15 protein-coding genes are annotated in these 19727 nt (G+C 65.0%); 5 read left to right on the top strand and 10 right to left on the bottom strand.

Going from position 1 to position 19727, the window contains the following annotated elements; translation table 11 throughout:
• Window positions 1-67 precede the first annotated feature (67 nt).
• On the bottom strand, window positions 68-1273 hold the full coding sequence (gene zigA, locus B2W55_RS15255; RefSeq protein WP_024584912.1) for a zinc metallochaperone GTPase ZigA: 1206 nt from the start codon (window positions 1271-1273) through the stop codon (window positions 68-70).
• A gap of 248 nt (window positions 1274-1521) precedes the next feature.
• On the opposite strand from zigA, the gene B2W55_RS15250 reads away from it, so the two are divergent.
• Window positions 1522-2187 (top strand): DUF2278 family protein, encoded by a 666-nt coding sequence (locus B2W55_RS15250; RefSeq protein ID WP_024584911.1) that lies wholly within the window; start codon window positions 1522-1524, stop codon window positions 2185-2187.
• 235 nt (window positions 2188-2422) lie between these two features.
• On the opposite strand, the gene htpG is transcribed toward B2W55_RS15250, so the two are convergent.
• The 3 genes from htpG to B2W55_RS15235 form a co-directional block, all read right to left on the bottom strand.
• Complete coding sequence (gene htpG / locus B2W55_RS15245) at window positions 2423-4285, bottom strand: molecular chaperone HtpG (RefSeq protein WP_024584910.1); 1863 nt, start codon at window positions 4283-4285, stop codon at window positions 2423-2425.
• Between the two features lie 85 nt (window positions 4286-4370).
• Complete coding sequence (locus B2W55_RS15240) at window positions 4371-5177, bottom strand: MBL fold metallo-hydrolase (protein WP_024584909.1); 807 nt, start codon at window positions 5175-5177, stop codon at window positions 4371-4373.
• Between the two features lie 165 nt (window positions 5178-5342).
• Window positions 5343-7631 carry a TonB-dependent siderophore receptor gene (locus tag B2W55_RS15235; RefSeq protein WP_024584908.1) on the bottom strand — a complete coding sequence of 763 codons (2289 nt, stop codon included), beginning with the start codon at window positions 7629-7631 and terminating at the stop codon, window positions 5343-5345.
• 132 nt (window positions 7632-7763) lie between these two features.
• Between B2W55_RS15235 and B2W55_RS15230 the strand changes: the two genes are divergently transcribed.
• A complete protein-coding gene (locus B2W55_RS15230) occupies window positions 7764-8435 on the top strand; it encodes a TetR/AcrR family transcriptional regulator (RefSeq protein ID WP_024584907.1) in 672 nt (223 codons plus the stop codon).
• A 138-nt stretch (window positions 8436-8573) separates the two neighbouring features.
• Here B2W55_RS15230 and B2W55_RS15225 read toward each other — a convergent pair whose 3' ends face one another.
• The 3 genes from B2W55_RS15225 to B2W55_RS15215 form a co-directional block, all read right to left on the bottom strand.
• On the bottom strand, window positions 8574-9518 hold the full coding sequence (locus B2W55_RS15225) for an ABC transporter substrate-binding protein (protein ID WP_024584906.1): 945 nt from the start codon (window positions 9516-9518) through the stop codon (window positions 8574-8576).
• Between the two features lie 118 nt (window positions 9519-9636).
• The gene (locus B2W55_RS15220) at window positions 9637-10671 is read right to left on the bottom strand and encodes an ABC transporter permease subunit (protein WP_024584905.1); all 1035 of its coding nucleotides are present in this window, start codon (window positions 10669-10671) and stop codon (window positions 9637-9639) included.
• Window positions 10664-12199, bottom strand: a complete 1536-nt coding sequence (locus tag B2W55_RS15215) for a sugar ABC transporter ATP-binding protein (RefSeq protein WP_024584904.1) — start codon at window positions 12197-12199, stop codon at window positions 10664-10666. Before B2W55_RS15215 ends, B2W55_RS15220 begins: the two co-directional genes overlap by 8 nt.
• Before the next feature lie 250 nt (window positions 12200-12449).
• Here B2W55_RS15215 and B2W55_RS15210 point away from each other — a divergent pair, with 250 nt between their 5' ends.
• Window positions 12450-13064, top strand: a complete 615-nt coding sequence (locus B2W55_RS15210; RefSeq protein ID WP_024584903.1) for a glutathione binding-like protein — start codon at window positions 12450-12452, stop codon at window positions 13062-13064.
• A 38-nt stretch (window positions 13065-13102) separates the two neighbouring features.
• Here B2W55_RS15210 and xylB read toward each other — a convergent pair whose 3' ends face one another.
• The 3 genes from xylB to B2W55_RS15195 form a co-directional block, all read right to left on the bottom strand.
• Complete coding sequence (xylB, locus tag B2W55_RS15205; RefSeq protein WP_024584902.1) at window positions 13103-14548, bottom strand: xylulokinase; 1446 nt, start codon at window positions 14546-14548, stop codon at window positions 13103-13105.
• A 19-nt stretch (window positions 14549-14567) separates the two neighbouring features.
• On the bottom strand, window positions 14568-15662 hold the full coding sequence (locus tag B2W55_RS15200; RefSeq protein WP_244442337.1) for an asparaginase: 1095 nt from the start codon (window positions 15660-15662) through the stop codon (window positions 14568-14570).
• Window positions 15663-15822: 160 nt separating this feature from the next.
• On the bottom strand, window positions 15823-17484 hold the full coding sequence (locus B2W55_RS15195) for an AMP-binding protein (RefSeq protein WP_051404389.1): 1662 nt from the start codon (window positions 17482-17484) through the stop codon (window positions 15823-15825).
• Between the two features lie 88 nt (window positions 17485-17572).
• Between B2W55_RS15195 and B2W55_RS15190 the strand changes: the two genes are divergently transcribed.
• Both B2W55_RS15190 and B2W55_RS15185 read left to right on the top strand, forming a co-directional pair.
• Complete coding sequence (locus B2W55_RS15190; RefSeq protein WP_024584899.1) at window positions 17573-18745, top strand: acyl-CoA dehydrogenase family protein; 1173 nt, start codon at window positions 17573-17575, stop codon at window positions 18743-18745.
• Window positions 18746-18835: 90 nt separating this feature from the next.
• Window positions 18836-19450 carry a TetR/AcrR family transcriptional regulator gene (locus B2W55_RS15185; RefSeq protein ID WP_029880232.1) on the top strand — a complete coding sequence of 205 codons (615 nt, stop codon included), beginning with the start codon at window positions 18836-18838 and terminating at the stop codon, window positions 19448-19450.
• The last annotated feature ends 277 nt before the right edge of the window (window positions 19451-19727 follow it).

Below are 19727 nucleotides of genomic sequence, written 5' to 3'. Positions count from 1 at the left end.
TTCATCCTTCGAGACGCGCGTTCCGCGCTCCTCAGGATGACGGAGATGGAGCGCTACGGCTGCTGCTTCACGCTGCCTCGCCCGCCCTGCGCCACGGTGGAAACGGATCGCGAAGCTGTTGCCACGCCTGCGGGTCCATGCCGGGCTTGCCGGTGACGAGGCAGGCATCGAGGCGGCGGCGAATATCGTCCTCGTTCATCCCGGAGCCGATGAAGACGAGCTCCTGGCGGCGATCGCCATAGTGGTCGTTCCAGCTCCGCTGCATCATCAGGTGCCAATCGGGATGATCCGGCCAGCGCTCGCGCGGGATCGCGGCCCACCAGGAGCCGAGCCCTTCGGTGCGCACGATCGCGCCGGCCTGGCTCATCTCGCCGCACCAATCCGGTCGGGTTGCGATCCAGAAATGGCCCTTGGCGCGGATCACGCCCTGCCAGCTCTCGCGCAGGAAAGCGTGGAAGCGCACCGGATCGAACGGACGCCGCGCGCGATAGACGAAGCTCGTGATGCCGTATTCCTCGGTCTCCGGCACATGCTCGGCGAAGCCATAGAGCTCCTTGTGCCAGAGCGGATGCTGCTGCGCGCGCTCATGGTCGAAGCGGCCGGTGTCGAGCACGCGGTCGAACGGGATGTTCGCGAAGCTCGCCTCGACGATGTCGGCATCCGGGTTGAGCGCGCGCACGATGGTGCGGGCGGCCTCGCGCTGCGCCGGCGTCGCCGCGTCGATCTTGTTCAACACGATGACGTCGGCGAACTCGATCTGCTCGACCAGGAGATCGACCAGTGTGCGCTTGTCGCCGTCGAGCGCCTCGCCGCGCTGGGCGAGGAAGTCGGTCGAGGCATAGTCCTTCAGCAGATTGGCGGCATCGACCACCGTGACCATGGTGTCGAGCCGCGCGACGTCGGACAGGCTCTCGCCATGCTCGTCGCGAAACTCGAAGGTCGCGGCGACCGGCAGCGGCTCGGAGATGCCGGTCGATTCGATCAGCAGATAGTCGAAGCGGCGGCTCTCGGCCAGCGCGCGCACCTCCTTCAGGAGATCGTCGCGCAGCGTGCAGCAGATGCAGCCGTTGCTCATCTCGACCAGCTTTTCGTCAGTCCGGGACAGGTTCGCACCGCCATCGCGAACGAGGTCGGCGTCGATGTTCACCTCGCTCATGTCGTTCACAATCACCGCAACCTTCAGGCCGTGGCGGTTGTTCAGGACGTGGTTCAGCAAAGTGGTCTTTCCAGCCCCGAGGAAGCCGGACAAGATGGTGACGGGGAGTTTCTGCATCGAGATCAAACAGTTGCTGGAGGGAGGGACGGCGGCGGGACATTGGCATACGCTTCTATGTAATGTTATAACATAACATCAATAGTCGAAGGCGTTGTCAAGATGGAAGCTGCCTTCTGACGTTGCGGGTCCCCGCATGTGCACTGTCGCGAAAGGGAGCGACCCAAATGTGGGCCGCTTCACGCGCGCGTCTCATCTCAGGTTGTAGGTTGGAAAAAATGCCCGCCTGAACCGGAAAGGATCGCGCCGTGACCCTCGCCTACGGATTCGTCAAGACCAAGGTGACCTCCGAGCCCTCATTGAAGCCGTCGCGCCACGGGCACGAGACGCAATATCACCTGCATTGCAATCTCGATGTCGACGGCGAGCAATGGGACGTTGCGATCAATGTCGGCACCAATGACGCGGACGATCTATTGAAATACAAGCTGGTGTTCGACTTCCGCCATCCGATCATCCAGACGCTTGCGGCCGCGGGCGGCGGTTCGCAGGACCTGACCGGGCAGAAGAAATTGCCGGCGCTGGATTTCCTGCGCAGCAATCTGCTCGACAACACCGGCAAATGGCGCGACAGCGACGTGATGGACGGTTCCGACGACACCGAGCCGGCGGCGACGCTGAGGCGGCTGTTGTCGCGCGCGCATCAGGAAAGCCGCGACGTCTACATCTTCGGCCGCTTCTACGCACAGGGCAACGGCCTGCACGACGTCCATCTCAACCAGGGCTCGACCAAGGGCTTCATCCATCGCCCGGGCGATGATTCCAACGACCACAACGACATCTGGCAGGACGGCGCCGTCATGGTCGATCTCGGCGAGCCGGAATGGGCGGCCTATGTCTCGGCCTTCACCCAGCAGCTGGTGCCGACCGACGATCTCGGCAATCCGCAGCCGGACGCCGCCACGATCGGCTGAGCGCGCCGGGCGCGCGTTCGCGCCTGCTGCGAGCTCCTTTGTCCCGTCATGCTGAGGAGCCGCGAAGCGGCGTCTCGAAGCATGCACGGCCCCGCTCTGACAGCTCAGCCGTTCATCCTTCGAGGCTCGCTCCGCTCGCACCTCCAGCGACAATGGCTACGCCATTGCGCGGGGATGACGGAAAGAAAACGCGCAGCCCGGATGGAGTGCAGCGAAATCTGAGCTACGGGTGAGCCTACTTCCCCAGCCCGCGCAGCACGAGCTGGTTCAGGCGGCTCGCGAAGGCGGCGGGATCGTCGGGCATCTCGCCGTCGAGGATCTGCGCCTGCTCGAACAGAAGAAGCGAGAGATCCTTGGCCTGCGCCGTGTCGGTCGCGAGCGCTGCGACCAGCGGATGGTGCAGGTTGACCTCGAGCACCGGCTTGGTGAGCTCGCCCCGGTTCTGCTGGGCGAGCAGCCGCTCCAGCGCGCGGTCACGCGCATCGCCGCCGGCGACCAAGCACGACGCGCTCGAGGTCAGCCGCTGCGAGGCGCGGACGTCGGAGACGCGCTCACCGAGCGCATCCTTGATCACCGCGATCGTGGTCGCGGCATCGGCCGCGGGCTCGTCCTTCTTGTCGTCCTTGTCGTCGACGAGCGGGATCAGGCCGAAATCGACATCGCCCTGGCTCAGCGACTTCAACGGCTTGCCGCCGAACTCGAGCGGCGCCGAGGTCCAGAACGCATCGACCGGATCGGTCAAGAGCAGCACCTCGATGCCGCGGGCACGCGCCGATTCCAGCTTCGGGTTCGACTTCAGCCGCTCGACGCTGTCGCCGACCAGGTAATAGATCTCGGTCTGGTTCGGCTTGAAATCGTCGACATACTGCTTCAGCGAGCGCTTCTCGCCCACCGTCGTGGTGAAGCGTGCCAGCGCCAGCAATTTCTCGCGGCGCTCGAAATCCTCGTAGATGCCTTCCTTGATCACAGAGCCGAACGCGTCCCAGATCTTGGCGAAGGTCTCCGGCTCCTTCTCGCTCAGCGTCTCGAACTCACCGATCACGCGACCGGTGACCGCCCTGCGGATCTGGGCGAGCTGCGGATTGTTCTGCAACATCTCGCGCGAGATGTTGAGCGGCAGGTCCTCGCTGTCGATCACGCCGCGGATGAAGCGCAGATATGCCGGCAACAGCTCGGCGTCGTCGGCGATGAAGACGCGGCGGACATAGAGCTTCACCCTGCCCTTGCGTTCGACCTGGAACAGGTCGAACGGCTTCTCCGACGGCGCGAACAGCAGCACCGCGTAGGACTGGCGGCCCTCGGCACGGTAGTGCAGCGTCATCGCCGGCTCGTCGAACGCCCCCGCGATCTGCTTGTAGGCCTGCGCGTAATCCTCCGGCGTGAGCTCGGATTTCGAGCGCTGCCACAGCGCGCTCGCCGAGTTGATCTGGCGCGGCTCGCCCTCCTCCGGCACCAGGAGGATCGGAAACTGGATGTTGTCGGAATATTCGCGGACGATGCGCTCGATCTCGTAGGCCTCGAGATATTTTGCGGCGTCCTTCTTGAGATGCAGCACGATCTCGGTGCCGCGCGCGACGCGCTGCGCGGCCGCCTCGCTGGCGGGAGCGATCTCGAAGCCGCTGCCGCCCTCCGACGTCCACACCCACACCTCGTCGGAACCGGCGCGACGGCTGGTGACGACGATCTTCTCGGCGACCATGAAGGCCGCATAGAAGCCGACGCCGAACTGGCCGATCAGATTGGCGCCGTCCTTGGCCTCAGTCAGCTTCGACAGGAACGATTTAGTGCCGGAGCGCGCGATGGTGCCGAGATTGTCGATCAGCTCCTGGCGCTCCATGCCAATGCCGGTGTCGACCACGGACAGCGTGTTCGCCGCCTTGTTGGGCACGATCCTGATCTCCGGCGGCGTACCGTCGCCGATCAGGCCGGGATTGGCGATCGCCTCATAGCGCAGCTTGTCGCAGGCATCCGACGCGTTCGAGATCAATTCGCGCAGGAAGATGTCGGTCTCGGAATAGACCGAATGCACCATCAGGTGCAGCAATTCGGCAACCTCGGCCTGGAACGGCTGGGATTCGGCGGCAGCAGTGGTGGTCATGCGGAAACTCGAATAAACCTGAAGTGGCGGGAAAGTCCTGATATAGCGCGACCACGCCCTGTGGCAAGACGCGCGGAAGGAACCGTCAACCCGAGATCGCAGCGATATAGCGCTCCACCGAACGGTCGAATGCCGCCTTGGCGTCGGCGGCAATGTTCTTGCCCCACCACGCGCCATAGATGCGGTCGAAGGCCAGCGGCGCGACCGCCCGCGCGACGCCGCGGACCAGCGTGGCATTGAGAGGGATGTAGTTCGGATAGGAGTACATGAAGCTGACCGAGCGGCGGTCCATCGCCACCATCGCGATGTCGCCAGTCAGCAGTGCACCGCGCCCGTCCGCCCCCTTGCGCCAATGCAGCATGGTGGCGCCGGCGAAATGCCCGCCGCCGCGCACCAACAAGATGTCGTCGGAGATGCGATGGCTGTCGCCCTGCCACGGCACGATCGACGGGTAGGGCCGCGTCACCCACTGCGCATCGTCGCCGTGCAGATAGATCGGCGCGTCATCGAACGCCGCGCTCCAGTCGGCGACCGCGCCATAATAATGCGGGTGCGAGATCGCGATCGCGGTCAGCCCGCCGAGTGACTCGACATGCGCGATTGCCTCCTCGGTCGCCAGCGGCACGCAGTCCCACATCACGCAGCCGCCGCGGTCGGGCACCAGCAGCGCACGTTGCCCGATCGCGAATGACGGCGCGAGCGCGATCCCGACGAGACCGAGATCGTCGCGCCAGACCAGCCGATGCCGCTGCGCGAGCTCCTCGCGCGTCAGCCACGCCTGCCCCTCCCAGTTCACATATTGTCGCTCGTCCTCGCAGATCGGGCACGACGACGGCGGCGATGCGGCTTCAGGAAATTGCGCGCCGCATTGTTCGCAGGTCCACAAGGGCATCGGGCGATCCTCCACCGTGAACAGATAGCGCAAATCGATCCGCCCGCCAGATTGGCGGGCGGATCTTTCGGTGGGGAACACGGACAGCCATGGCTTGCCGACGATGCGGACGGGCGGGCGATGCTTGATGCACCGAGGTTGGCGACTGGCCTGCCAGCGCAGCCCTCACCAGCGGTAACGCAAGCCGGCGAGCACCAGCCGGCCATTGCCGAACTGGCAGTAGAAGTTCGAGCTACAGCTCGTGTAGTAGCTCTTGTCGAACAGGTTGGTGACGTTGAGGGTGACCTCGGCCCCCTTCCAGGCGCGCACCAAATTGACGAGGTCATAGCGCACGGCCGCGTCGAACACGACATATCCCGGCGAGACGAGGCTGTTGACGTCGTCACCATAGCTCGAGCCGACCGACCGTACGCCGCCGCCAATGGTCAAGCCGGCCAAGCCCCCGTTCAGGAAGCTGTAGTTGGCCCAGACCGATTCAAAATGGTTGGGCACGGCCTGAGGCCGTTTGCCGATCGCCAGCAGATCGGTCGATTGCGTTACCCTGGTGTCGAGGAAGGTCGATGCCGCAATGATCTCGATGGTCTCGGTCACCCTGGCCCGCGCCTCGAGCTCGACACCCTGCGACCGGACCTCGCCCTGCTGCACGCTGAAGCCGGGCACCGTCGACGGCGTCAGGATGTTGCGCTGGCGCAGATCGAACACGGCCGCGGTGAACAGCATGTCGGCGAAGGTCGGCTTGTATTTCAGGCCGGCCTCATATTGCTCGCCGGTGGTCGGCGCAAACGGCAAGCCGTTGCTGCCGACGCCGACCACGGGTTCGAACGATGTCGAATAGCTTGCATAGGGCGCCAGGCCATTGTCGAAGAGATAGAGCAGGCCAGCCCGATAGGTCTGCTTGTCGCTGTCCTGGCCTTGTGACGTGCCGTTGAGCCGATTGTCGGTCTTCTGCTCGGTCCAGTCATGCCTCGTCCCCAGCGTGAGGCGGAAGCCGCCGAACTTCATCTGATCCTGAATATAGACGCCGGTCTGCGACAGCGTCTGGTCGTTGTTGATGAATGGAGCCAAGGCTCCGACCGGCTGGTTGTAGGCTGGGTTGACCACGTCGAGCGAGCTCGCGGCGCCGAACTGATAGAGCCACGAGCTCCTGGCATTCTGCTGATCGACGCCTGCCAGCACGGTATGATCGATGCCCGACGTCATGAAGTCGAAGCGCAACCGGTTGTCCGCCGCCAGCCCCGTCGCATGCTCCGTCGATCCGATCGCGGCACGCGGAATAGTCCCGGCCGCCGTGATCGGCCCGACCATCTGAATGGCGCGGAGATCGGTATCGACCTGCGAATACCGCAAGGCCGAATGGACGCTGACGACATCGTTCAGGCGCCGATCGAAAACATAGCCGACGCCAGTCTGCTCGCGCTCGAAGCGTTCGAACCCGGGATCACCGATATTGAGGTTCCGATTCAGATACGGCCGATAGGCCGCGGGCGCCAGCGATTGCGGGTAGAGCGAGTTGAAATAGCCGCCCTTCGGGTCGCGCTGATAGAATCCCGATATCGTCAGCTGGGTATCGGCATCGGGGCGCCACGTGATCGCCGGCGCGACGCCGACGCGCTGCTCCTCGACGCCGTCATACCTAGTGTCGGACATCCGGCCGATGGCGCTGACGCTGTAAAGCCATTGCTTGGCGGCATCCAGATATCCCTGGCTGGTGATGCCGCTCTGGATCCGGCCAAAGCTGCCGCCCTCGATGCGGGCCTCGTTATAGGGGACTGCGCTCGGCTGGCGGCTGACCAGATTGACCAGACCGCCCGGGCTGATCTGTCCGTACAATACGGCCGACGGTCCCTTGATGACGTCGATACGATCGAGCAGGAACGCATCGATCGACGTCACCGCGAATGCCTGCCCGCGCGGCAGTTTCAGCCCGTCGAGAAAGCTGACGAAGTTGGTCGCTGTGCCGAACGCTCCGAAGCCGCGCAGGAAGACGCTGTCGTAGCGCGACGTGGCGTCGACCTCGGAGAGCACGCCGGCCGTGTATCGCAGCGCGTTGCCGACAGTCTGCGGATTCTGCTCGTCGAGCTGGTGACGGGTCACCGTCGAAATCGACTGCGGCGTCTCCAGGACAGGCGTGGACGTCTTCGTCGCGGTCGACTGGCTGGTTGCGAACACCCGATCACGCGTGTCGGTTCGGCCTGCCGTCGCCGAGACGCCGCGCGCGGCCACCGCTCCGACCTGTCCCTGTTGCAGCACCGGGCGCGCGGTTCGACGAGGAGCCGCGTGCGGACGCGGCGCAATCACCGCGCGGGTCGCTCGCCGCACTTGGGAGGCCTCGACGCTCACCGGCGGCAGAATCGAACTCTGAGCATGAGCCGGCCAGTTCAGTGCCGGCATCGCCGCAGCGCCGAGCAGCAGCGCCGCCTTCCACGATGCCTGCACGTCCTTCGAAACACCCATCTAGGCCCCCTCGCCAAATTTCGCTCGCGAGTAAACAAAACGGGACGAACCTGTCCAGTTTATATAATGGCGTTTTCAATGATTTAGACATATTACAATCTGCCGCGCAGGCAGGCGCGTCACGGGGACAGGATGGAAGGCAGTAACGCGAAACGAGGCCAGCGAAGCCGAAGAAGACGTGGCGGCCGGCCGACCAAAGCCGAAGCGGCGCTCGTCGAGGATCGCATCCTCGCGATCGCCGCCGAACTGTTCGCAAGGGACGGCTACGCCGCAACATCGGTCGAGCGCGTGGCGTCGATGTGCGGCGCCGGCAAAGACACGATCTATCGGCGATATGCATCGAAACGCGCCTTGTTCAATGCCGTTTTGGAGCGCAGCCGCAAGCGCATCATGGCCCGCCTTGACGATCTCGGAGCCGGTAGTGCGGAGCAGGACAGCCTCGCTCAGCTCAGGGAGCTGACGAGTTGCCTGCTCGATATCAATCTCGATCCCGAGTTGATTGCGTTCAAGCGCATTGCCTTGAGCGAGATGCTGATCGCCGACAGCGATCGCATCGGCCCCGAGGCGGATGCGATCTCCGATCTGCTGCGCGCGCGCGTCGTGCAGGCACAGAAGGACCGGCATCTGGTTGCCGCCGATGCCACCTTCCTGACAAATCACCTCATCAACAGCATCATCGTCGGCCCCACGACGCTGGCCATGTTCGGCTACAAGCCGCTGCCGCCGGCGGATCGAAAGGCCTATTTCAAGAAGGCATGGAAACTGTTTCTCGGCGGTGCTGATGCCACCGGCAGCTCCGACTGAATGCTGCGTCCGAGAGCGCCGGCGCAGCCCCCTTGTCGGCGCAACGCGCGTCTGGCGGCTGACCGGGAGATCGCCGAGGTGACCGGCGCTCCGGTCACCATCGTCACGTCGTGGATCGCGCAGCCCGTGCTGCTTGCGCTATTGCGAACGGTCCGAGGTCCAGCCCTTGTATTCGGCGATATTGGCGCGCGTCACCAGTTTTGACGGCAGCAGCTCGACGGTCGAGGCAGGCTTCTGGCCGTTGAGCAGGCCGACGCCGATCTGCACGGCGCGGCGTGCCATGAAGAACGGATCCTGCGAGGCCGAGGCCTGGATCTGCTGCGCGGCGGGATCCTTCAGCGCGGCCTCGATGTCGGGCGCGCCGTCGACGGCAGTGATGATGATGCCGCTGCGGTTCTGCTGGCGCGCGGCGAGATCGGTGCCGATCGCCTGCGGATCGTTGATGGCGAAGATCGCATCGATCTTGGCGAAGCGGGTCAGATAGCCCTGAGCCACCGTCAGGCCGCCTTCGCGCGAACCCTTGCCGTCCTGGTCGCTGGACAGCACCTTGATGCCGGGATTCTTGCCAAGCACGTTCTTGCAGCCGGTCACGCGGTCGATCACTGCGGAGACCTGCGGCCCGTTCTCGATGATCACGTCGCCCTTGCCGCCGAGCTTGTCGACGATGTACTGGCAGGAAATCTCGCCGGCCTGGACATTGTTGGTGGTGACAGTGGCATCGGCGCCTTCGGCAGCGGTGTCGACGGCAACGACGATGATGCCTGCCGCCTGCGCCTTCCTGATCGCTGGGCCAACAGCCTTGGGATCGCCCGGATTGAGCAGGATCAGGTCGACGCCGGCGGCGATGAAATTGTCGATCTGGGTCACCTGCTTGCCGAGATCGTATTCAAAGCCGACCGTCGTGATCTTGATGTTGGGGTTGGTTTTCCTGGCCTCGAACTCGGCGCCCTTCGACAGGGCGACGAAGAACGGGTTGCCCAGCGAGCCCAGCGAGATGCCGATCGACTTCAGCTCCTTGGCGAAGCACGGCGCAGAGCCGAGGGCGAGCGCCACGACAGCGCCGGCAATCGAGATCGTCTTCATTGGCTTCCTCCCTGGTCTGTTTGAAGCTCCGGCGCGGCGGCCAGTGACCGCGCCGGATTGTTGACTGGTTGGGCATGATCTCCTCGGAAAACCGCTTCACGCTGTTCCGGACCATGCCTTAGGTGCGCGCCGAGCCCTGCAACCGGTAGCGGTCGAGCGCCACCGCACCGATGATCACGAGGCCTTTGATCACGTATTGCCAGACGTCCGACACGCCGGTGAGGATCAAGCCGTTCGACAGCACGGCGATGATCAGCGCGCCGACCAGCGTGCCCCAGATCGAGCCGATGCCGCCGACAAACGAGGTGCCGCCGAGGATCACGGCGGTGATCGCGTCGAGCTCGTAGGACTGGCCGAGTTGCAGGCCGTTGGCGGCGTACAGCCGCGCCGCCTGCATGGCACCGCCAAGGCCCGCCAGCAGACCGGACACGGCATAGACGAAGATCAGCACCGCCCAGACCTTGATGCCGGCGAGCCGTGCCGCGCTCTCATTGCCGCCGACCGCGTAGATGTGCACGCCGAGCACGGTGCGCCGCAGCACCAGCCAGGCGGCGAGGATCACCAGCAACGCGATCACCCAGAGCCAGGGAATCGACAGCACGCCGGGAATGAGCGTCAGCGACCCGTTACCGATGAAAGCATAGGGAATCTCCGAATTGAACACGGTGGTGTCGGCACCGAGCAGACGGGCCACGCCGCGCACGGCGGTGAGCGATCCCAGTGTCACGATGAAGGGCGGCAGGCGCAGCAGCGCGATGAAGCCGCCGTTGAGGATGCCGAAGGCGGCGCCGGTGAGCACCGCGGCCGGCAACCACAACGCGCCGAGATCGGGAAGTTTGGAGATAATCAGCCCGGCCATTGCCGAGGCCGCCAGTATCGAGCCGACCGAGAGATCGATACCTCCGGTGAGGATGACAAAGGTCATGCCGGCCGCCAGCACGGTGTTGACGGCGGCCTGCTGCACGACGATGCCGAGATTCTGCGCGGTGAAGAAGCGGCCGTCCGACAGCAGATGGAAGCCGAGGCACAGCAGCACCAGCACCGGCAGCATGCCGGCCGAGCGGATCAACAGCGCCGTCCGCTGACGCCTCGTTTCCTGTGCGGCGACGACGCCGGACGCTGCGGCCTTCGCGGAAGCACCGTCATCAGGCATCGACCTGCTCCATTCCGGTTGCGAGCGCCATGATCTGCTCCTGGTCGAGCGGCGTGGTCGCCGTCCGCCTGATCTCGCCGGCGATCAGCCCGGCGCGCATCACGATGACGCGGTCGCAGATGCCGATGATCTCGGGCAGGTCGGAGGAGATCACCAGCACTGCCGTGCCCGACTTGGCGAGATTGTCGATGATCGAATAGATCTCGGACTTGGCGCCGACGTCGACGCCGCGGGTCGGCTCGTCGAGGATCAGTATCTTGGGCGTGGTCGCAAGCAGCCGCGACAGCAGCACCTTCTGCTGGTTGCCGCCGGACAGGCGACCGGCCGGCACGCGGATATCCGAAGCACGGATGCCCAAGGCAGCGAATGCCTTGTTGGCGCGATCGCGTGCCTTGTCGCGGTCGAGGATTCCGCCGCGCTTCGCGTCGCGACCCAGCACGGCGAGATTGATGTTGTCGAGGCACGACATGTCGAGGAACAGGCCGAGCGCCTTCCTGTCCTCGGTGAGGTAGGCAATGCCCGACGCGAGCGCCTCGCCGGGTGTGCCAATGTCGACCTTGTGTCCGTCAATTTCAACATGGCCCAAAGTCTTGGGCGCGGCGCCGATGATCAGATGGGCAAGCTCGGTGCGGCCGGCGCCGACCAGCCCGGCGAGACCAACCACCTCGCCGGCATGCACGGTCAGCGAGCAACCCTTGACGCGTGGTCCGTCGGCGAGGTCGACGGCCGCAAGTACGGGAGCGCCACGCGGCGCATCCGCATCAGTTTTTGGATCGTGCTCCTTCTTGTAGAAGGATGAGACATCGCGCCCGACCATCAGGCGGACGATGGTGTCGGCGCGGATCTCGGGCTTGTCGAGCGAGCCGACCAGCGTGCCGTCACGCAGCACCGTGACGCGGTCGCCGAGCGCGTAGACCTCGTCCATGCGATGCGAGATGTAGATGATGGCAAGGCCGTTGGCACGGAGCCGGCTGATCAGTCCGAACAGCCGCTCGCTCTCGCCCGCCGACAATGCGGTGGTCGGCTCGTCCATGATCAGGATCTTCGAACGGGCGTGCAGCGCGCGGGCGATCTCGACCAGCTGGCGCTGGCCCATCGACAAGCCGGCGACCAGCGTCGACGGCGTGAAATCCGCGCCGAGCCGTTCGAGGATCGGACCGACGGCGGTCTCCATCGCGTCGCGGGCCAGCACGCCGAAGCGCGAGACCTCGCGGCCGAGATAGATGTTCTGTGCGACGCTGAGATTGGGGGCGAGCGACAGTTCCTGATAGATGATCGAGATGCCTGCCGCGCGGCCGGCATGCGGGCCGTTGAAATGCACAGGCTTGCCCTCGATCCGGATCTCGCCGCCCGGATCTGGCCGGTAGGCGCCCGACAGGATCTTCATCAGCGTCGATTTGCCGGCGCCGTTCTCGCCCATCAAAGCGTGGATTTCTCCGGGATAGACCGTGAGGTCGACGCCGCGGAGTGCCTTGATGCTGAAGAAGGACTTGGAGACCCGGCGCATCTCGAGGATCGGGTCGATCATCTTGCCTCCCACGGCACCGACGGCGTTGCGTCGCACCCGCAAGTTGTTGTCGGTATCTCGCGCGCGTGCGCGCATTAAACAAAAGGCCGCTGCGTAGGGCAATAGGTTCGAGCAAAACGCGAACCGGGAACCGAGGGCAAGGCAACGCGAATTTTTCGCGATTGCGTCCCGGCCGAAACTTCGCCCATTCTCCCTGCCGATGGGCAGCTCCCCTCATGCGTCGGCGCCGGAGACCAGGAAAGATGGTGGCATGAAGCTGTACTACGCGCCGGGGACGATATCGCTGATGCCCCATGTCGCCCTGCTCGAGAGCGGTCTTCCCTTTATCGGCGTTCGAGTCGATGAAGTGAGCAAGACGATGGCGGATGGCGGAGACTACCGAACAATAAACCCGCTAGGATACATACCGGCGTTGGGACTCGATGATGGCAGCGTCCTTCTCGAGGCCGCCGCGATCGTCCAATACATCGCAGACCGCGACCCGACCGGAAGGCTCGCACCATCGCACGGAACCATCGAGCGGGCCAGGTTGCAGACTTGGCTGAATTTCCTCTCCAGTGAGCTGCACAAGGGAGGTCTCGGCCCGTTGTTCTACACTGCGCTGGATGAGCGGGCGAAGGACGTGTTTCGCGAGCGGCTGAAGGCACGCTTCGCATTTCTCGACCAGCACCTCTCTACGAGCGCCTATCTGTTGGGCGAGAGCTACTCCATTGCCGACGTCGGCCTCTATGCGATGACGGGCTGGACGCCGCGCGTCGGCTTCGATATTGGCGCCTACCCCAACCTGGCTGCGCATTACGCCCGGATCGCCAATCGTGACGCCGTGCGTGAGGTGCACCGGATCGAGGGGCCTGCTCCGGCATAGCCTCCAGGTGGTGAATCTCAAGGAGGCGTCGGCTTTGGTCAGCGCCGCGGCCGGTACAGGCCGCGCCATTTTGGCAGCCGTTCGGCATAGGCTGCCGCAAGCGCGCGATCGGGCTCGAAGGTCTCGACGCGCCACGGCGCGGTGCAGACGGCCTCGATCGGCTCACCGCTGACCGCGAGGCGTCCGAGCCGCGCGGCGCCGAACGCGGCCCCGGTTTCGCCATCGGCAAAGCGGTGCACCGGAATGTCGAGGACACTGGCCAGCACGGCAAGCCAGAACCGCGAGCGCGAGCCGCCACCGATCGCATCCACTTCGGAGATCGCGATTCCACCATCGGAAAGCACGTCGCGGCAATCCGCCAGCGCGAAGGCGACGCCTTCGAGCACCGCCTGCACGATGGCGTCGCGATCGGTGCCGTGACTCAAGCCATCCAGCATGCCGCGCACATCGGGGTCGTCATGCGGCGTCCGCTCACCGGACAGATAGGGCAGAAAGCTGACATGCGAGGGCAGCTTCGGGCGATCCCCGAGCGGCGCCAGCAACTCGGCCTCGGGGGTCCGCAGCAGCCGCGCGATCCAGGCAAGGCACGACGCCGCCGAGAGGATCGCGCCGGCCTGGATCCACATTCCAGGAACCGCATGACAGAATGTATGCACGGCGCGGGCCGGATCGGCGGCAATCGTATCGGTTGGCGCCAGCAGCGCGCCGGAAGTTCCGAGCGAGACGAAGGCGGTGCCGGGGCCGATCGCGCCGATGCCGACGGCACCCGCGGGATTGTCGCCGGCGCCGCCGGCGATCATCGGCCGTCTGGTCATGCCCCAGCGCTGCGCGAGCTCGTTCAGGAGCCGCGCCGACGGCGCACAGCCCTCGACCAGTCGCGGCATCTGGCGGCGCGACAGGCCGGCCGCGGCGAGCGCGGCATCGCACCAGTCCCGTCGCGCCGCATCGAGCCACAGCGTTCCGGAGGCGTCCGAGATATCCTCGATCGCTTCGCCCGTGAGCACCAGGCGCAGATAGGCTTTCGGCAGCAGCACCAGCCTGGTGGCGGCGAAGATCTCCGGCTCGTGCCTGGCGACCCACAACAGCTTCGGCGCCGTGAATCCGGGCATCGCCTTGTTGCCGGTGGTCGACCGCAAGGCTGGCCATCGCTGCTCCAGTTCGGCGCATTCCGCGGCCGAGCGTCCGTCATTCCAGAGGATGCAGGGCCGCAACGGCTTCAAGCTGGCGTCGAGCAGCGTCGCGCCGTGCATCTGGCCGGACAGGCCGATGCCGTCGACAGCAGCCAATTCGGCCGGATGATCTGCCTTCAACGCGTCCAGCGTCGCGAAGGTGGCATCGACCCATTGCGCCGGATCCTGCTCGCTATAGCCCGGTCGCGGCGAAGCCACCGTCAGCGGCTGGCTGCGGCTCGCCACCACGCGCTGCCCCTCGTCGACGAGAACGGTTTTGACCGCCGAGGTGCCGAGATCGATCCCGAGATACATGGTGCCTCGTGTATCACGATCACTGCTGGGCGAACGCCCGTTGAACCGCAACGGGGTCGGTGACGCCGTTGGCGATCAGGAGCTGAAGCAGCACGCGCGCCTTCTGCGGATTGAGATCGAGCGAGACCGCAAAGCCGAGCTTGTCGTCCTCGACCTCGACGTTGCGGTTCACATAGCCGGAGCCGACGCGGGTCGAGCGAACCACCAGGACACCCTGCTTTGCCGCGGCGGCGAGCGCGTCGATCGCGCCCTTCGATGAATTGCCGTCGCCGACACCGGCCAGCACGATGCCCTTGGCGCCACGTTTGACCGCATCCTCGACTTCAGCGGCGTCCATGTTGGCGTGGGAATAGACGACGTCGACCCGCGGCAGTGGCGGCGCATCCGGCAGCTTCAGCTTCGCCGTCTTGATCGTGATGGCCGGCTGCAGGAAGCGCAGCGAACCGGTATCGACATAGCCGACCGGCCCCGCATCGGGTGAGCGGAACGTCTGGACGCTGGTGGTATTGGTCTTCTGCACCCAGCGCGCCGCATGGATGGTGTCGTTGAGCACCACCAGCACGCCGCGACCGCGGGATTCCGGCGACGCGGCGACGCGCATCGCCTCGTAGAGATTGGCCGGGCCATCGGCACCGATCGCGGTCGAGGGCCGCATCGAGCCGACCAGCACGACCGGCATGTCGGTGTCGAGCACGTTTTGCAGGAAGAACGCGGTCTCCTCCATCGTGTCGGTGCCATGCGTGATCACGACGCCGTCGACCTCCTTGTTGTCGATGGCCGATCGGATGCGCTTGACGAGATCGAACCAGACCTTGTCGTTCATGTCCTGCGAGCCGATCGAGGAAATCTGCTCGGCCGAGATCTGCGCAAGCTTGTCGATGCCGGGAATGGCGGCAATCAGGTTCGCCGCGCTGACCTTGCCTGAGTCATAGGCATTGCCAGCGCGTGCATTGGCCTGGCCTGCGATGGTGCCGCCGGTGCCGAGCACGAGCACGCGCGGGAGGTTGGCATCCGGCGTCTGGGCGACGGCCGGCACCGCAAACCAAGCAACAAGCGCGAAGAGGAGACCGGCGACGGCCTTTGCGGAATGACTGGATCGAAACGCACGCGACATCATATTCTCCCCCAAGCGACAGGCGACCTGCCTACAACTCGTGGTTTTGTCCCGTAACAAGTGGACAAAGTTGCGGCGGGATGGGACGGCCGCGCGCTGTGGGCTGCGCCACGTTGCGCAGACCGCCATCGATTTCCGCAGGTCATGCCCGGCGGGCGCTTCAGGAGCTTCCGAACGTCCGGCGCAGCGCGATCTTGTCGATCTTGCCGGTTTTGCCCTTCGGCAGCTCGGCGCAGAAGATCACCTCGTCCGGTATCTGCCATTTCGGAAAGAAGCTAGCGAGATAGTCACGGTATTCGCGCGCGAAGCGCTCGCGAGGCTCGGCGGCATCGGATCGCAGCACGACACAGATCACCGGCCGCTCCTGCCATTTCGGGTCCGGCCTGCCGATCGCCGCGGCCTCGCGCACGTCGGGATGGTTCATGATCTGTAGCTCGAGCGCCTGGCTCGAGATCCATTCGCCGCCCGACTTGATCAGGTCCTTGGCGCGATCGACGATCCTGACATAGCCATGCCGGTCGATGGTCGCGATGTCGCCGGTCTTCAGCCAGGTACGCCCGTCCTCGACGGCAAAGGAATCCGCCGACGGGGCCTGGTCGGCCGGGCCGGCGAAATAGGACGCCGCCGCCCACGGGCTCGAGATCCGCAATTCGCCCGGTGTCGTGCCGTCGCGGCCACACGGCACGCCTTCCGCATCGACATTGCGGAACCGGCAGCCCGGGATCGGCAAGCCTTGCGCCGTGCGGGTGCTGCGCGTCTCCTCCGTGTCGAGATCGGAACGCGCGACATTGGTCAGGCCGAGCGGCGAGATCTCCGTCATGCCCCAGCAATGCATCACCTCGATGCCGAGCCGCGCGAAACCATCGATGAAGGATTGGCCGATCGCGGCACCGCCGACCGGCAGCCGGCGCAGCGATGCGATGCGCGCGACCGCCTGCGGATGCTTGCCGAGATGATCGAGGAAGCCGAGCCAGACCGTGGGCACCGCCGTTGCCATCGTCACCTGCGCCACCTCGACCAGCTCGACCAGGGCCACCGGGTCGATCTGGCGACATGGCAACGCCAGCGCGGCGCCGGCCATCAGCGCAGCATAGGGAAAGCCCCAGGCATTGGCATGGAACATCGGCACCGCCGGCAGGCAGACGTCGCGCTCGCGCATCGCGATGCCGTCGGCGAACAGGCAGGCCAGCGTATGCAGGGTCGTCGAGCGATGGCTGTAGAGCACGCCCTTGGGATCGCCTGTGGTGCCGGAGGTGTAGCAGAGGCCCGACGCCTCGTTCTCGTCGAGGTCGGGCCATGCGAAGGCACTGCCGTGGCCGGCAATCGCGGCCTCATACAGCGTTGCGGGTGTACCCATCGGCGCCGGGGGATCGATCGACGGATCGACCTCGTCTTCCATGATCACAACATGGCGAACCCCAGAGGGCAGCACGATCTCGCGGCCGATGGTGCGCCAGATCGAGCGGTCGACGAACAGCACCTGATCGCCGGCATGCGCCAGCAAGCGCGCGATGTCGGGCGCCAGCAGCCGCGCGTTGATCGTATGCAACACCGCGCCCATGCAGGGCACCGCAAGATAGAGCTCGAGATGACGATGCGAGTTCCAGGCCAGCGTGGCGACGCGCATGCCGCGGCCGACGCCGATCCCGGCGAGATAATTGGCAAGCTGCCCGGCGCGATCGAGCATCGCGGCATAGCCGATGACGTGGATGCGGTCGTGAAACCGCGTCGTCACGGTCTTGTTCGGATAGAGGTCGCCAACCCGCTCCCGCACCAGATTTAGCGTGAGCGGCACTTGCTGCATCAGGCCTGCAAGCATCATCGTCCTCTCTCCGGCACCCCCGAAAACCTTGACATCACCGGGACGGCGGCGCAACATTTTTCGAAGATTATTCGAATTATGGTGAGCCATGCACTTCCAGCTTCCCGACGACCTCGTCGCCCTGCAAGGCCGGATCCGCGAATTTGTCCGCACCGAGCTCAAGCCCCATGACGCAGCGATCGAAGAGACCGGCGACGTGCCGGAGCACGCCATGGCCGGGCTGCGCCGGATGGGATTGTTCGGTACCAACACACCGAAGCAATTCGGCGGCCTCGGGCTCTCGATGCTCGGGAGCTGCATCGCGATCGAGGAATTGGCCAAGGCGCATACCGCTTTCTACTATCTGAGCGGCGTCAACGTGCACATCGGATCGAAGGCGATCGAGTTCTTCGCCACAGGTGCCGTCCGTGACCGATGGCTGCCGGAGCTTGCCAGCGGCCGGGTTATCGGCGCCTTCGCGCTGACCGAGCCGAATGCCGGCTCCGATGCCGCCCGGATCGAGACCCGGGCGCGGCGCGACGGCGACCACTACATCCTTGACGGTAGTAAGACCTACATCACCAACGCGCCGGCCGCCGGCGTCTTCACCGTGTTCGCCACCCTCGATCCGTCTGCCGGCGCCAAGGGCATCGCGGCCTTCGCAGTCGATGCGAGGACGCCGGGCCTCAGCATCGGCCGCGTGGTCGAAATGGCGGCCGGTCGCGGCTCGCAGCATGCCGAAGTGACGTTCGAGAACTGCCGCGTGCCGCGCGCGAACCTGCTGGGCCAGGAGGGCGAAGGCTTCGCCATCGCGATGCGGTGCCTGGATGCCGGACGCGTGCATTGGGGCGCCTATTGCGTCGGCGCGGCAAGCCAGCTTTTGGGCTACGCGCTCGATCACGTCTCGGCGCGCGAGACCTTTGGACGCAAGCTGCGCGACCATCAGGGGATCGAGTGGCAGATCGCCGACATGGCGAGCGCGCTGCATGCCGCGCGGCTTGTCGCCTATGAGGCGGCGTGGCGCTATGACCAGGGCGACGCGGCGGCGCGAACGGCGGCCGCGGCGCTGTCGAAATATACCGGCGCTGACATGGTGCAGCGCATCGCCGACATGACCATGCAGCTGTTCGGTGGTGCCGGGTATTCCAGGGACCTGCCGATCGAACGCATCTGGCGGGAGACGCGGGTGGTTCGCATTCTCGATGGAACATCCGAGATCATGCGCCAGATCATCGCCCGCAATGCGTTCCGCAATCATGAACGGCGCAACGCGCCGGCCTGACGACAAGCCGACGTTGTATATTGTCGCAATAGCGCTTGTGTTCCGATCCCGCGGCCTTACTGTTTTTGTGGGGAACGCGAGGAGACGGACGTGGCTTCGGGGACGATACTCAAGCTCAAGCAGCAGCGCAGCCGCGATCGGCGTGAGCAGATTCTCTCGGCGGCCACCAAGCTGTTCGGCGAAAGAGGTATCGACGGCACCTCAATTACCGATATCGCCGCCGTGGCGAAAGTACCGCTCTCCAGCATCTACGACTATTTCGAGGACAAGCGCGCGCTGGTGCTCGAGGTGCCCGAAGGCAATTTCGAGGCGCTGTACCAGAAGACCGAGCCGCTGCTGGTGAAGGGCGGTGACCCGGTCGAGCAGCTTCGCATCATCTTCCTCACGAACTTTCAGTACATCAAGGACAACCCGAGCTGGGGCCGTGTCTTCTTCCTGGAAATATGGCCGAGCGTGCTTGCCGCCGAGCCGCGGGTGAAGAAGGCGGTCGACAAATATGCCCTGCTCTATGTGCAGTTGATCAGGCAGGCGATCCGCGCCGGCAGCTATCGCCGGAATCTCGACCCCTACACCGCGATGTCCCTGATGATGGGCGGGATGTGCCACCTGACCGCGGTCTGGCTGCTCTACGGCCGCAAATACGATCTGGTGAAGAAGGGCAAGGCGCTGTTCACCACGCTGCACAACGGCTTCGTTCAGCGCTAGCGCTATGCCGCGGCGTAGCCGCGACAAATGTAGGATGCGTAGAGCGCAGCGAAACCCGTCATGCGTCGGGCACAAAGTGATGGGTTTCGCTTCACTCTCCCCATCCAAGGCATGCAAGCTGCCCTTCGGCACATTCGACATCCCGCCAGCGTGAGGGGCTGATCCAAGACCGGGACGATTTGATCCAATTCGTCGTGGTTTGAGCGGCGGTCACCGTGAAAACCGATACACAGCCGGCAAATTCATGTTCTAGTATCATGCAATGGAGACCCCGCGT

The organism is Bradyrhizobium sp. UBA2491, assembly GCF_002341725.1.
Lineage (GTDB): Bacteria > Pseudomonadota > Alphaproteobacteria > Rhizobiales > Xanthobacteraceae > Bradyrhizobium.
Note: the sequence above shows the minus strand (reverse complement) of the source record. Positions and strands in the feature narration are given on the sequence as shown.